This window comes from Celeribacter sp. SCSIO 80838 (assembly GCF_056498065.1).
On the sequence record NZ_JAZKMA010000001.1, the window covers coordinates 1256830 to 1270600 of the forward strand.

18 protein-coding genes and 1 tRNA gene are annotated in these 13771 nt (G+C 57.9%); 13 read left to right on the forward strand and 6 right to left on the reverse strand.

Features of this window, described 5'->3' with window-relative positions; genetic code table 11:
- Window positions 1-67 precede the first annotated feature (67 nt).
- From ttcA to rpmH, 4 genes are read right to left on the reverse strand one after another with little or no spacing between them, the layout of a single operon-like run.
- A complete protein-coding gene (gene ttcA, locus V1475_RS06245; protein WP_479412030.1) occupies window positions 68-949 on the reverse strand; it encodes a tRNA 2-thiocytidine(32) synthetase TtcA in 882 nt (293 codons plus the stop codon).
- Complete coding sequence (yidD, locus tag V1475_RS06250) at window positions 942-1211, reverse strand: membrane protein insertion efficiency factor YidD (RefSeq protein WP_479412031.1); 270 nt, start codon at window positions 1209-1211, stop codon at window positions 942-944. The genes ttcA and yidD overlap by 8 nt, the downstream gene beginning before the upstream one ends.
- Complete coding sequence (gene rnpA / locus V1475_RS06255; RefSeq protein WP_479412032.1) at window positions 1208-1645, reverse strand: ribonuclease P protein component; 438 nt, start codon at window positions 1643-1645, stop codon at window positions 1208-1210. The genes yidD and rnpA overlap by 4 nt, the downstream gene beginning before the upstream one ends.
- Before the next feature lie 36 nt (window positions 1646-1681).
- Window positions 1682-1816 carry a 50S ribosomal protein L34 gene (gene rpmH, locus V1475_RS06260; protein ID WP_043868490.1) on the reverse strand — a complete coding sequence of 45 codons (135 nt, stop codon included), beginning with the start codon at window positions 1814-1816 and terminating at the stop codon, window positions 1682-1684.
- A gap of 225 nt (window positions 1817-2041) precedes the next feature.
- Between rpmH and V1475_RS06265 the strand changes: the two genes are divergently transcribed.
- From V1475_RS06265 to V1475_RS06290, 6 genes are all read left to right on the forward strand, one after another.
- Window positions 2042-2848 (forward strand): TVP38/TMEM64 family protein, encoded by an 807-nt coding sequence (locus V1475_RS06265; protein WP_479412033.1) that lies wholly within the window; start codon window positions 2042-2044, stop codon window positions 2846-2848.
- Entirely contained in the window at window positions 2845-4218 is a 1374-nt protein-coding gene (locus tag V1475_RS06270; RefSeq protein WP_479412034.1) for a dihydrolipoyl dehydrogenase family protein, read from the forward strand. The genes V1475_RS06265 and V1475_RS06270 overlap by 4 nt, the downstream gene beginning before the upstream one ends.
- 8 nt (window positions 4219-4226) lie before the next feature.
- Window positions 4227-5672, forward strand: coding sequence for a sensor histidine kinase (locus V1475_RS06275; RefSeq protein ID WP_434289217.1), 1446 nt, complete (start codon window positions 4227-4229; stop codon window positions 5670-5672).
- A 90-nt stretch (window positions 5673-5762) separates the two neighbouring features.
- A tRNA-Arg gene (locus V1475_RS06280) sits at window positions 5763-5839 on the forward strand.
- A 358-nt stretch (window positions 5840-6197) separates the two neighbouring features.
- Entirely contained in the window at window positions 6198-6320 is a 123-nt protein-coding gene (locus V1475_RS06285; RefSeq protein ID WP_479412035.1) for a hypothetical protein, read from the forward strand.
- 568 nt (window positions 6321-6888) lie between these two features.
- Entirely contained in the window at window positions 6889-7533 is a 645-nt protein-coding gene (locus V1475_RS06290) for a hypothetical protein (RefSeq protein ID WP_479412036.1), read from the forward strand.
- Between the two features lie 443 nt (window positions 7534-7976).
- Here V1475_RS06290 and V1475_RS06295 read toward each other — a convergent pair whose 3' ends face one another.
- Both V1475_RS06295 and V1475_RS06300 read right to left on the reverse strand, forming a co-directional pair.
- On the reverse strand, window positions 7977-8381 hold the full coding sequence (locus V1475_RS06295) for a YbjQ family protein (protein ID WP_479412037.1): 405 nt from the start codon (window positions 8379-8381) through the stop codon (window positions 7977-7979).
- 118 nt (window positions 8382-8499) lie between these two features.
- A complete protein-coding gene (locus tag V1475_RS06300; protein WP_479412038.1) occupies window positions 8500-9192 on the reverse strand; it encodes a S24 family peptidase in 693 nt (230 codons plus the stop codon).
- Window positions 9193-9281: 89 nt separating this feature from the next.
- On the opposite strand from V1475_RS06300, the gene V1475_RS06305 reads away from it, so the two are divergent.
- The 7 genes from V1475_RS06305 to V1475_RS06335 all read left to right on the forward strand — a co-directional run bounded on the left by V1475_RS06305 (window position 9282) and on the right by V1475_RS06335 (window position 13706).
- Window positions 9282-9527 (forward strand): hypothetical protein, encoded by a 246-nt coding sequence (locus V1475_RS06305; RefSeq protein WP_479412039.1) that lies wholly within the window; start codon window positions 9282-9284, stop codon window positions 9525-9527.
- Window positions 9528-9612: 85 nt separating this feature from the next.
- Window positions 9613-9906, forward strand: a complete 294-nt coding sequence (locus tag V1475_RS06310; RefSeq protein WP_479412040.1) for a hypothetical protein — start codon at window positions 9613-9615, stop codon at window positions 9904-9906.
- Complete coding sequence (locus V1475_RS06315; RefSeq protein WP_479412041.1) at window positions 9903-10154, forward strand: hypothetical protein; 252 nt, start codon at window positions 9903-9905, stop codon at window positions 10152-10154. The genes V1475_RS06310 and V1475_RS06315 overlap by 4 nt, the downstream gene beginning before the upstream one ends.
- A gap of 9 nt (window positions 10155-10163) precedes the next feature.
- Window positions 10164-10487, forward strand: coding sequence for a hypothetical protein (locus tag V1475_RS06320; RefSeq protein WP_479412042.1), 324 nt, complete (start codon window positions 10164-10166; stop codon window positions 10485-10487).
- Complete coding sequence (locus V1475_RS06325; protein ID WP_479412043.1) at window positions 10484-10729, forward strand: hypothetical protein; 246 nt, start codon at window positions 10484-10486, stop codon at window positions 10727-10729. The genes V1475_RS06320 and V1475_RS06325 overlap by 4 nt, the downstream gene beginning before the upstream one ends.
- 50 nt (window positions 10730-10779) lie before the next feature.
- Complete coding sequence (locus V1475_RS06330) at window positions 10780-11592, forward strand: ParB/RepB/Spo0J family partition protein (protein ID WP_479412044.1); 813 nt, start codon at window positions 10780-10782, stop codon at window positions 11590-11592.
- The gene (locus V1475_RS06335) at window positions 11589-13706 is read left to right on the forward strand and encodes a transposase domain-containing protein (protein WP_479412045.1); all 2118 of its coding nucleotides are present in this window, start codon (window positions 11589-11591) and stop codon (window positions 13704-13706) included. Before V1475_RS06330 ends, V1475_RS06335 begins: the two co-directional genes overlap by 4 nt.
- The last annotated feature ends 65 nt before the right edge of the window (window positions 13707-13771 follow it).

The following is a 13771-nucleotide window of genomic DNA, read 5'->3' on the forward strand; positions in this document are numbered from 1 at the left end:
GTCTTCGAAAAAGACCAGCATTGGCCTTTGACACCCCGGACCATGACCAAAGAAAGTGGCCGGTCGGTTAACGCAACCTTGGGATTTCCATAGAATTTTCTTCATTTGCTTCCATCGCCGGGCGCTCTGTGAGCGTAAGGCCAAGGAAGTCGAAGAGTTTCGGGTCCATCATATGCGACGGCCGGATGTTGGTCAGGGCCTTGAACATGACCTGACGGCGGCCGGGACTGTTTTTCTCCCAACCATCGAGAATCTGCTTAACCTGTTGGCGTTGAAGCCCGTCTTGCGACCCGCAGAGATCGCAGGGAATGATCGGGTAATTCATCGCCTTGGCAAATTTTTCGCAATCTTCCTCGGCCACATGGGCGAGCGGACGGTAGACAAAGAGATCGCCTTCCTCGTTCACCAGTTTCGGCGGCATGGTGGCAAGTCGACCACCGTGGAAGAGATTCATGAAAAAGGTTTCGAGAATATCGTCGCGATGGTGCCCGAGAACGACCGCGGTACAGCCTTCCTCGCGGGCGATTCGATAAAGATTGCCGCGGCGCAGGCGCGAGCAGAGTGCACAAAACGTCCGCCCCTGAGGCACCTTGTCCATGACGATGGAATAGGTGTCCTGATACTCGATGCGATGCGGCACCTGCATCTTTTCGAGAAATTCCGGCAAAACGGTTGCCGGGAACCCCGGCTGGCCCTGATCGAGATTGCAGGCCACCAGTTCGACCGGCAACATGCCGCGCCATTTCAATTCGTAGAGCGCGGCGAGCAGGGTATAGCTGTCCTTGCCACCCGAGAGGCACACGAGCCATTTCGCGCCGCGTTCGACCATGCCGTATTGCTCGACCGCCTCGCGCACATTGCGGATGATCCGCTTGCGCAGCTTCTTGAACTCTGTGGTGGAGGGTGCGCCGTGGAACAGCGGGTGAATGTCGTCGAGATCGTCAAGCATCGGGCTTTTCCTCGGGTGTGTGCGGCGCAGATTTGGATTTCGGCTCGGGCACCGGATCGTACCCAATGCCGCCCAGCGGATGACAGCGTCCGATGCGGCGGATGGCGAGCCATGTGCCCTTGATCGCCCCGTGCTTTTCCAGTGCTTCCATCGCATAGGCCGAGCAGGTCGGCTGATAGCGGCAATTGTGCCCGACGAAAGGCGAGAACACCTTGCGATAGGCGCGCACAGGGAGGGAGATGACAAAGGCGAGCGGGGTCATTGCGCATCTCCGTGCACTTTTCTCAGAGCATATCTGAGGTCTTTCAACAGGAGATCGAAGGGCCGCGCGCTTGTGTCGTTCTTCTTGCCGATCAGCACGTAATCCCACCCGTCGCGGCCAAGTTCGGGCAACACCAAACGCGCCGCTTCGCGCAGCCGCCGCTTGGCGTGGTTGCGGGCGACGGCATTGCCGACCTTCTTGGAGCAGGTATAGCCGACCCGGATGCCCGTAGCGGGCTCCATGGCGTCGCGTTTGCGACCCTGCAACAGAAAGCTCGACGTGCCCTGACGCCGCGCGCGGGCCGCTTTCAGGAAGTCGTTGCGTTTCGACAGTGTCACAAGGGGTGGCGTATCCAGTACGCATGACAAAACCGCCGACTGCGACCCTTCGGCGTCGGCAAGTGCCTTGTCCTCGGGTGCGTTCGGCGGTGTCATCAGCTTTGCCTGTTCAGGCGGTCCCGGAAGCGCGAATTACGCGGAGAGGGACTTGCGGCCACGAGCGCGGCGCGCGTTCAGAACCTTGCGGCCGGCTTTGGTGGCCATACGGGCACGGAAGCCGTGACGGCGCTTGCGGACGAGGTTGCTCGGTTGATAGGTGCGTTTCATCGCGCCATCTCCATCGGTTGCGTTGGGGCCCAAACCCGATCGTCACTGCCCATAAGGCGACATCACAAAGGGATTCGAAGGCGAGTAATCGTTCGAAGCCCTGCCAATAGGAGGCTCGCGGGCGGTTGTCAATTCTCATGCGCCGGAATTCTGTAACAAAATGGCCCCGAATGCGGGGGCGGAACCATAAAGTCCTGACAGACTGATCACCGGCGCGTGAGAGGGGTGGCGAAACTCTGGCGGTCTCATGCCGGATTGCGCATTCTGCCGCAACCCATGCAATCGAAGGACGGGCCGGTGCAGAGCGACACGGATCAACGCGGCAAAAAACATATCTGGGCGCTGGCGCTTTTGGCGCTCAGTGCCGTGACGCTGGCCGTGGTGTTGCGCGAGCATCTGAGTTTCGAAGCCCTGTCTGAGAACCGCGCGCGGCTGGTGGCTTTCACCGAAAGCCATAGAGCGCTTTCTGTTTTGGTTTTCATCATGGTCTATGCCGGGATCGTGTCGCTTTCCCTGCCTGGGGCGACGGTGTCGACACTGACGGGCGGTTTCCTGTTCGGACTGTTCCCCGGAGTGCTGTTCAACATGACGGCGGCGATTGTTGGTGCTTCTGCCCTGTTTCTTGCGGCGCGTTGGGGCTTGGGCGACTGGCTCGCAGCCAAGATCGACGCCTCGGAGGGCCGGATACACCGCATCAAGCAGGGCATCGACGAGAATCAATGGTCCATGCTGTTCCTGCTGCGTTTCCTTCCGGTGGTGCCGTTTTTCGTCGCCAATCTCCTACCGGCACTCTTCGGTGTGCCGTTCCACCGCTTCGTGATCTCTACGGCGCTGGGCATCGTGCCGGGCGCTTTGGTCTATACCTCTGTAGGGGCCGGGTTGAGCGAAGTGTTTGAACGCGGTGAGGCGCCCGATCTTGGGGTGATTTTCGAACCGTACATCCTTTTGCCGCTGATGGGGCTCTGTCTGCTCGCGCTCGCGCCGGTTTTGTGGAAGGCTTGGCGCAAAGGGAAGGCAGCGGAGCGCGCATGAAGACGATCAAGACCGACATTTGCATCATCGGGGCGGGGTCCGGCGGGCTGTCTGTTGCCGCAGGTGCGGTGCAGATGGGGGCGCGGGTCGTGCTTGTCGAGAAGGGCGAGATGGGCGGCGATTGCCTCAACACCGGTTGCGTGCCTTCGAAGGCTCTGATCCACGGTGCCACCTCCGGGATGACGTTTCCGGAGGCCATGGCGCATGTGCGGGAGAGCATTGCCGCCATCGCCCCGCATGACAGTCAGGCGCGGTTTGAAACTCTCGGCTGTAAGGTGATCCGCGAGGCGGCGCGGTTTACCTCGCCCAAACGCGTGGAGGCTGGGGAGCACAGGATCAAGGCCCGCCGTTTTGTGATTGCCACGGGCTCGCGGCCCTTCATTCCGCCCATTCCCGGGGTGTCGGACGTGCCCTGTCTGACGAATGAGACGCTCTGGACCCTGTCCGAATGCCCTGAGCATCTCATGATTCTCGGCGGCGGTCCGATCGGTATGGAAATGGCCCAGGCCTTCGTCCGGTTCGGGGCCAGGGTGACGGTGATCGAGGCGAGCCGGGTTTTGGCGCGGGAGGATGTCGAAGCGGCTGGACTGGTGAAACAAGCCCTGATCGCGGAGGGCGTCCGCATCCTTGAAGAGATGGAGGTCAGCGAGGTTGCGGGGCAGGGCGGGGCGATCTCTCTCCTGCTTTCGGACGGGCAACGTCTCTCCGGCTCGCATCTTCTGGTGGCCGCCGGACGGCGTGCCAATTCCGAAGAGCTTGGGCTGGAGCATGCCGATGTGGATCGCAGCAAGGACGGCATATGCGTGGGCGCAAATCTCAGGACCTCGAACCGCCGCATCTATGCGCTGGGCGATGTGCTGGCCGGTCATCCACGCTTTACCCATGTCGCGGGCTACCAGGCGGGAGTGGCGATTCGTGGGCTTCTGTTCGGTCTGCCCGCGACACTGCGCGAAGATCATATTCCGCACGCGACCTACACCGACCCGGAGCTAGCGCAGATCGGGTTAACCGAGGGGGAGGCGCGCGCGCTTCATGGTGACAAGCTCGAGGTGGTGCGGGCGGAGGTTGCGGGCAATGACCGGGCCGTCGCGACGGGGCGTGCAGGGCCGGGGTTCATCAAGCTCATGGTGGTCAAATCGCGCCCTGTCGGTGTGACAATCGTCGGGCCTGAGGCGGGCGAATTGATTGCGCTCTGGTCGCTTGCGATTTCGGCAAAGCTCAAGATGAGCAAGATTGCAGGCATGATCGCGCCTTATCCAACACTGGCCGAGCTTAACAAACGTGTGACAAGTGCCTATTTTACCCCGAGGCTTTTCGATAATCGAAAGCTCAAACGGGTCGTGCAAGCGATTCAGAGGCTTTTGCCGTAAGGGATGCGATGAAACTGCCGCGGTTTCTCAATACGCTGACGGGACGGTTCCTGATGTTGACGGTCATCTTTGTGATGGCCGCTGAGATCATGATCTTTGTTCCTTCTGTCGCGCGGTTTCGCGAAGATTTCCTGTTGTCCCGGTTGGAACGCGCCCAGATTGCCTCTCTGGCGCTGCTCGCCAACGACAGTCTCGACATGGATCTCGAAGACGAGCTGCTGGCCAATGCCGACGTCTATAACGTCGTGCTGCGGCGCAACGAGATTCGCCAGCTTGTGCTCTCTTCACCGATCCCGGAGCAAATCCACGCGACATACGATCTGCGCGATGCCACCGCTTTCGAGCTGATCCGCGATGCCATGGTGACCTTGTTCGATCCCGAAGAGCGTGTGATTCGTGTCATCGGCGATCCGGTGAAGCAGGCGGGGCTGTTGATCGAGGTGACGTTGCCGACCGCGCCTTTGCGCATTGCGATGATCGACTACGGGTTGCGCATTCTGCTCCTGTCTGCCGTGATCTCTTTCCTCACGGCCGGCCTGCTGTTCCTCGCCGTGCGCGCCCTTCTGGTGCGGCCGATCAAGCGGGTGGTCAATGCCATGACCTCCTATGCCCAGGCGCCCGAGGACACCCGGCGGATTATCGAACCTTCTGCCAAGGTCGCGGAACTGCGTGAGGCCGAAGCCGCACTCAAGGCGATGGAGACGGAGCTGACCGCCTCCTTGCGGCAAAAGGAACGGCTGGCGCAATTGGGCGGGGCGGTGGCAAAGGTGTCGCACGATCTGCGCAACATTCTCACCACGGCTCAGCTTTTTACCGACCGGCTCGAAATGTCCGAAGATCCCGCCGTAACCCGCTCTGCGCCGAAGCTGGTGAATTCGATCCAGCGCGCTGTGAACCTTTGTGAGACCACGCTGGCCTTCGGTAAGGCCGAAGAACCCGCGCCGACCCTCACGGGTGTGCGTCTGGCCGAACTCGTGGCTGAGGTGATCGAGGGCGAGCGCCTTGCGATCGGCGATTTCGATCTGTCCTTTGCCGAGGACATTCCCGCCACCATGGTGGTGCGCGCGGATCACGAACAGATGCATCGCGTGCTCTCGAATCTGGTGCGCAATGCGCGTCAGGCGATTATGGCGACCGGCAAATGCGGCGAGATTTCCGTGGCTGGGCGGGAAGATGAGGAGGAATGGGTGCTGTCCGTGACCGATACAGGTCCCGGTCTGCCGCCGAAAGCGCGCGAATACCTGTTCCAACCGTTTCAGGGCGGCACACGCAAGGGTGGGTTTGGCCTTGGCCTCGCGATTTCCGCCGAACTGGTTCGCGGTCATGGTGGACGGTTGCTGCTCAAACATACCGATGCGTCGGGCACGGCGTTTGAAATCCACCTTCCGAAAGGTTTTGCCATTTCCGTACCGGTACAAGCCGAAAAGCCAGCTTCGGCAGAGGCCGCCGAATGACAATCGCGCCAAGGTCGATAAGTTTTTCAAAAAAATGACAATGGCCTCTTGCGCCCCCCGGCGACTCTCTGTACATCGCCCCTACCCCGCGCGCTGGTAGCTCAGTTGGATAGAGTACTTGACTACGAATCAAGGGGTCGGGGGTTCGAATCCTCCCCAGCGCGCCACTATCCTCCTGTTAAACGTCAGACGAAAACGACCTGATCGTCAGGTTTGTGACCCAATTTGACGGTTTGGCGAAATAGCGTCAGTCAGAGGCAGCCTTTGGCGAGGCGTTGCCAGGATGAATGAGAGCTCGTAGGGTTGAGTTAAGATCAACCTTAACCCTCTTCGGATCTCTCGTTTGGCCAAACGTATTCCAGCAATACCCGGAATGGTTTTCCCACAGTTGCCCTTGAGGGGTGTCGAATGACACATAACCTTGCAGGAGGTGCGAAGAGCCACGATGATCTGCGAAGAACAGAAATGATCCAATGAAATAAGGCCTTTAGCCGAGGTTGGCGGAAGATCTTCGCATGCAGGGATATGACGACGATCTCCGTCTTTGCTCCTCGGCTTGTCGTCAAACACGTCGAAGAGACCGTTCAGAAGCCGAACCTTCCATTGCTGGATCTGGTTGGGATGCCGGTCGAACTGCGTCCCAATTAGCTCATGGTTCTGTCGCCCTTCAAAGCCGCCAGCGCGGCTGTTACCTTGAAGGCTGGGCTATGGTTCCGTCTCAGTCGTCTTGCCATCTTCGTTTCTGCTGTTGAATGACAGAAGAACCTGCAGGAAGTGCGAAGAGGCAAGATGATCTGCGAAGAACCGCAATAGGCCAATGAAAAAAGGCGCTTGGGAAAGGCTGAGGGCAAATTTAGCAGAGAGTTCGTATGTCATGCAGTAAGCCGCCAAATGGGCTTAAAATGACCTGTGAAGCAAGCGCTGAAGCGGATCGATGTTTAGTATGGGAAGCCGCAATGCGCCAAGGAAATAAGGCTTAAAGGCTGATTTTAACGGGCTTGGGGCGATCCGCTTCTATGTCCGAACATGCAAATCGGGCGAAAAGTTCATCGAGGCAGTTGCATGTTAGATAAAATTATTATCTTTCATATAGTTGAGCATTTTACGTTCGGAAGTCTTATCTCGCGAACATGCAACTGATTTCAGATCAGTTTCGGGGCCAAATCCTTTTTGATCTCTGATATGACCTAATGACCTAATGCGACCGGAGATCTGTATGGAACAGGTTAAGCTTCTTCTCGATTTGCCTTTTGATATTCTGATCAGCATTGCTGCGGGATACATGTCCTATCGCTTAGCATTTGTGGGTCGAGATTCACATCATTCAGCGGTGGACGTGACCTTTATCAGCCTCGTATTCGCTGCGGCAACTAAGGTCATCGGAGCAGCTATCGGCCAGTTGACATCACTCCGAGAGTGGTCATTACCCCCAAATCTCACGCCGTTTTGCGCAGCAGTTTTAGTACTTGTTCTGGCAGCTGTTTGGCGACGGTGGGGGCAGGAAAAGACATTTTCGGTTTTGCGCGACAGCGGCATATCGGATCATGATGGCCATTCGGATGTTTGGCGAAGCATGTTGGCCCGACAACTGAAGGGGCCGACACGGTTAGTAGTAAAGTTAAAGGATGGGTCACACGTTATGTGTAATCAACTGGCAGAGTTTAATGACGCGCCTCTCGGTCCATGCCTATTCGGAATGGATGGATCAATTGCTCTTTACGTAACCGATGTCCTGAAACCGGGAACAGCAGATTGGGAGGAGGTTTCTCCCTTTGATCCGGAGCGCTCTGACTGGGGATATGAAATGAGCTTTATTCCCGCATCCGAAATCTCCCGTATCGATGTCACAATGCCAAATTAACCTTTAGGCTTCGGTTTCGCAGGAGCAGGTTTCATTTCATTTTTAAGAGGTTGCTTAGAGCCTTGAATACTTCTGGTCCCGCTATTTCGCACAACCGATAGATGTCGCTCTAGGTCTTCACTATTGATAGGCTTTTTCATCGTATCAGCCCTTCGGTTTAGGTTTCGGAGGAGGTGATGAAGTTGGCTTAGAGGCCACTGGCTGTTTTGAGTCTCCGGTAAAAACTCTCCCGCCCTTCGGCGCTGGTTTCTGGTCACTCATCAAGTCATCCTTTCGGCTTGGGTTTTGGCGGCGGCTCTGATGCTGCCTTTGTGGCAATGGGTTGCTCTGAATATTCTACAGTGCTGTTTGTATTGTCGCTTTTTGCCATACTTCATTTCTTTGGTTTTGGTGGTGGCGGTGATGAGGGCTTGGTTGCCACAGGCTGTTGAGTTTTTATCACTTTAGTTTTGCCCATTGAGAGCCTCCCCTTTCGCTAATTTCACTGCAGTCCCGCTGGCCACCAGAAAGAGCATTGATTTCCCGGCGCCAGAGATCTCGCTGTAGTCCAGGTCGATGCCGACCACGGCGTCGGCACCGAGGGCGTGAGCCTCTTTCTTCAGTTCATCCAGCGCGTTCTCACGAGCTGACCGCAGGCCGTTTTGCATGGTTTTACTGCGCCCCCCAAAGACATCCCGGACAGACGATGCGATGTCTTTGAACATATTCAGGCCAATGACATATTCGGAGGTGACGATCCCGAGGCGCTCCGTGACCGGCAGGTTATGTGCCGTCTCGGTGGTGAGTATGATGCGAGCGGCGGCTTCACTTTCGGCTTTGAAATCCTCCAAAAGCCCCTGTTCTTCCAACGCTTGTTCCTTTTGACGTCTATCAAATTCGATACCATAGCAGCGGTTGCAAAGCCCATCATGACTAATCGTGAAAGAGCTGACTTTCTTCCCGCACTTTTTACAATTTGGCATCGCTTCAACCCCGATCCGTATGAGCCCACCACATAACACGCCCGATGATATGCATGTCCTGGAGGGCTTTCCCCGTTTTAAACTCTATCTGAAATTCCGCGTTGTCCGACATAACGGCATAAAAATCAGTATCGACTTTGTCGATCCGTTTCACTCGCGCCTCTCCAGCCTCAACGAAGGCATAGACGTGAGGCTTGCTGGTCTTGCGAACGCCTCCTCTCGACAAAATGTCCGTTTTGGACTTGTCGATGAGCACCATATCTCCTGACGAGATCGTAGGTTGCATGCTCTCGCCCTTCACACGAGCCATGACTGCATTCGAGGGCGCCACTCCGATCTTCCGCAACCAATCTTTGCGAAAGGCCAAATAATCGATGATCTCGTCTTCGCCATTGGCAGCGCCAGAACCTGCCGCCAATCCTGCATTGTAAAGCGGTATTTCAGCCAATTCAGCAGGGTCTGCTGCAGGCGGTTGAGGTGCGTCTGGCGCATCACGAGGTGGCCCGAAATAGCACTCTAAATCTAGCACTTCTGCCAATTTTTGGAGAGCCTGAAAACTATATCTTTTATCTTCAGATCTCGCAGACCGCATATTCTTGATCAACGAATAATTCCCGACAGCCAACTTAGATGCGGCTGCATCAGAAAGTCCCTTACGGCGTAAGGCCTCGTCAATATGTTCCAGAATCGGGTCCATGGCTAAGCGTTAGCCCGATTTGGCTAATTCGACAATAGTTAGCCAAATTTGTCTTGAATGATATGGCTCAACTGAGCTAATCTTTGAGCATGGATCAAAGAACAGCCCTCATAACCCTTGCGGATACGCTCGCTGCCCATCAGGGCGTCACGCATTATGCGATCTCGATGCGTGCGCTCGGTAAGGGTGACTTTTTCAAGAAACTGAAGGACGGCAGCGATTGCCGCACGGCGACAGCCGCCAAGGTACTGGCGTTCTTCGACGATCATTGGGCCTCGGACCTTGAATGGCCCGATCACATCGACCGCCCCTCCGCCAAAGGGAAGGCCGCGTGATGTCGTTCGGCACCTTCTTCCTGACAATGCTGGCCGTTCAGCTCGCGCTCGGCCTCGTCATCTTCCATTTCGTAGGAGTGATCTGATGGAAAAACGCAGGAACCCCTACGCTCCGCTTACGCGGGACGCATCGCGTCACGATCTTTCCCGCGAAACAGAGTTCCGCACCACACCCCTCCCGATTGAAAGCCGGGTGGTGCGTGAGCCAGCCAGACCGCGCGCCCTGGGGACTGCGCGCGCGGTCTGGCGCAGGCTCAAAGAGGCGAACGCGCGGTTTGAGGACAGCTGGGCCGGGGATCTGATTGGCGTGATCTGCCTCTGGGTGATCCTGTTTGGCTCCTTCTGGTTTTTTCCCATGTTTAGCGAGGTGTTCAAATGAGCATTCATCCCGCGGTTCAGGTCATGAGCCCGAAACAGCGCTTCGACCGCGTCGTCGACCTCGCCCAGAAGGCACATGACGAATACCAGACGTGGTTGCATCAGTATGGCGATGACCTGCCGCTCTACGAGGTGGTTCACCGTTACGAGGAGGCCTGCAAAGCGCTGGTCACCGAACTGAACCTTCTGATCGAGACCGGCGTCACGGACCTCCTCACGGAGTTTCTGGACGTGACCTACAGGCAGTGAGGTGACGACATGAGCAAGCACTTCCAACATGCGGCCAAGCCCTCGCATCGCTTTTCCATCAAGCAGATTTTGGGCGGTTATTTCGTGGTCGACCCGGACGGGGCACATGCCTCGGGGTTGATCAACTTCCGCCCGCAGGCGGAGCAGTTGCGTGACCGGCTGCAACGTCAGGCGGACGACAAGGCCAAGCGCGGCCCGCGCCCCTGCATGTGCTGTGGCAAGACCTTCGCGTCCGAAGGCATTCACAACCGCCTGTGTGACAGCTGCTCACGCGGCTCCGCAGGTCTGGGCGATTTCTACAAAGCCCCCAGCAAGAAGAAAGGCCGGACATGAGCCCCGAACGAAAACTCATTGATCGTCTCGATCTGGACCTTCAGGCGCTCTTCAAGATGTTCGAGCGGGTTTGCCATGAGGCACATCTCAGCGATGCGTCCATTGAAGATATCTTCGCGGATGGTGACCGCGAAGCACTGGAAATCATATCGGACACAGCTGACGAAGTGCTGAATAAAGCGCAGGCGCGCATTACTGAAGCCCGTTTGGCCGTCAGTGAATTTCGTGGGGTGAGCCAATGAAATTCCTGAACAGTGGCAATATCGTCCGGCTTGGACTGGATGAAATCGAGGTGACCGGGCGGCTGCGCGAAGTGCGTGAAAGCTTTGTCGAAAACCTGATGCTGATGGCCGAAGATACCGGGATCACAACGCCCATTCATGTGCGCAAGGATCGTGGAAAATACACGCTGATTGACGGCGCGCACCGGCTGGAAGCGTCCCGCCGCATGGGGCTGGAAGACATTGCCGCGTTGGTGGTTGAATGCCGCGCAGATGAGGCGCGGGCGATGGAAGCGAGCAACAATCTGGGTGCAGCGCGGATGACCCCGCTGCAAACGGCGGTGTTCGTCGCGTCGTGGAAACGAGACTATTATACACTGCATCCTGAGCGCAAACCGGGTGTGTTTAAGGGCAACCAGCACACCGGAAATCTGGTCAGGGGCATTATGCCCCTGACCAAAACCATGGCCGATGCTTTCGGTGTCGACGAGAGCACTGTCAAGCGGGCATTGCAGGCCGGAGAGAACCTGTCGCCTGACGAAATCGACCTGCTTCAAGCATCTGAACGTCGCGTGACGATGAAGGATTTGCGCGACATTTCTAAAATCGGAGACGCCAAAGAGCGTCAGGCCGTTGTGCTCAAGCTGTCTGCGGGCAACGCAAAGAGCGCATCTGACGCCCGCAAGGCGATCAAGGTTGAACGGGAGGGTGAAGCCCCCGTTAAAGCCCCCGTTGATCAGCAGTATCTCACCCTGTCGAACGCGTTTACCCGCGCCTCGCAGGCGGCAAAGCGCCGCTTCGTGGAACAGCACGGCGTCGAGTTGATCGCGCTGCTTGGCTATGAGCTTGGTGTGGAATTCCCGCACCGGGAGGCTGCTGAATGATGCAGGCTCCGGTACAGGAATGGTGGACAACGGACGCGCTGGCCGCGAGCGGGTTGCCGGATGTGCCGGGAACGCGTCAAGGCGTCGATGCTCTGGCCGCGCGGCAGGGATGGCGTGGACACCCGCAGCTCGCCCGCAAGCGCAAGGGGCGCGGCGGTGGTTATGAGTACCACTGGAAGCTTCTGCCCGCGCGGGCACAGGCGTCTTTGCTCAAAGGTCAGGCTCCGCGCGAAGATACCCAGCCAACAGACAGGGGCGAGGTCTGGGCCTATTTCGAGGCTTTGCCCGAAACCGCCAAGGCAAAAGCACGAGATCGACTGGCTATTGTCCAGCGGATCGATGCGTTGAGCGGCCCTTTGGGCAAGCATGGAGCCGTCGCGCATATGGCGCAGGAGGCCGGTTCTGGGCAACGCACACTCTGGAACTGGCTTGCCATGGTGGAAGGTGTCGATCCGGCGGACTGGCTGGCCTATCTCGCGCCGCGCCATCGTGCGGCCACGCCGAAGCGCAAGAAAGCCACATGTGACCCGGAATTCCTCGACTGGCTTAAGGCGGATTACCTTCGCCTCGGAGAGCCGGAATTCAAGGCCTGCTACGACCGGGTCGTGGAGCTGTGCAAGGCGCGCGGCGTCAAGTTCCTGCAGGATCGCACCGCACGGCGCTGGATCGAGAAGAATGTGCCCTATGTGACGCAGGTGCTGGCCCGTCAGGGCGAACGTGGGCTTGCCAAGTGCTTCCCGCCGCAAATCAGGGATCGGTCCACTTTGACCGCGATGGAGGCCGTCAACGCCGACTGTCACAAGATCGACGTGTTCGTGCAATGGCCGGGCATCGACAAGCCTGTGCGCCCGCAGATCGCGATGTTCCAGGACCTCTATTCGAACAAAATGCTGACCTATCGCGTCGATCTCGACCCGAACAAGGTCGCCGTCATGGGCGCCTATGGGGAGATGGTCGAGACCTATGGCATTCCGAAACACTGCTTGTTCGACAACGGCATGGAGTTCGCCAACAAATGGCTGACCGCAGGCACCAAAACCCGGTTCCGTTTCAAGGTGCGTGAGGACGACGGCCTCGGCGTCTTGCCGCAGATGGGCGTCAAAATCCACTGGGCCACCCCGGCTCATGGTCAGGCCAAGCCGATTGAACGCGGTTTTGGAGATTTCGCTGAGCGGATTGCCAAGCACCCCGCTTTTGCCGGGGCCTATACCGGCAATCGCCCGGATGCGAAGCCTGAAGACTATATGTCCCGTGCCATTCCGCTCGAAGACTTCCTCGTGATCCTTGATCAGGAGGTGCGCAGGCATAATGCTCGCCCAGGGCGTCTGACAGACAATGCGCGCGGGCGCAGCTTCGACGAGACCTTTGCGGAGAGCTATGCCAAAGCGACAATCCGCAAGGCCACGGAAGAGCAGCACCGGCTCTGGCTCATGGGCCAAGAGGTGCGCAAGCTCCACAAAACCCATGGCGAGTTGCGCCTGTTCGATAACCGCTATTGGGCGGACTGGATGAACAGCTATCGCGGCCAGAGGATCACCGCTCGGTTCAACCCGGAGAACCTTCACGAAGGGCTGTACATCTACGCGCTCGACGGGGCCTATCTCGGCTTTGCCGAGTGCCGGGAAAAGGTCGGGTTCTTCGATCTGGTCGGCGCACAGATGCAGGCCAAGCTCGACCGTCAGCGTCGGAAGGCGGCGAAAGAAGCGCTCAAGCTCACCCGCCCGTTGTCGGTCGAGGAATACGCCGCCGAGCTTGCCACTCTACCGCAGCCTGAGACACCGATGATCGAGGCCAAGGTGGTCGAAATCGCGCCTGTGCGTCATCAGAAACCCGTGATTGCCAAACCGCTGCCCACACCTGATCCGGCTGTCGATGACCGCCTGAAGGTCTTCGAGGTGGATTTCAGCAAGCCCCGGAAGGCGGCTGTCGAGACGCCTGCGGAAGATAGTTCGGCAGATCGGTTCTGGCGCGCTCTGGACATCGAACGGCGCTCAGAGACCGGGGAACAGATTTCTGAAGACGACGCGCGGTTCTGGGAACGGATGCAGCGCATCCCCGAATATCAGGCCCAGCGGAAAGCTTACGACGCCTTCGGCGCGGCGGCGATTGGGTAAAAACCGTCCCCGAAAGCGTGCAGGCCTTCGGGGACATGACGAAGCAAGGAGAGAATGATGGACGG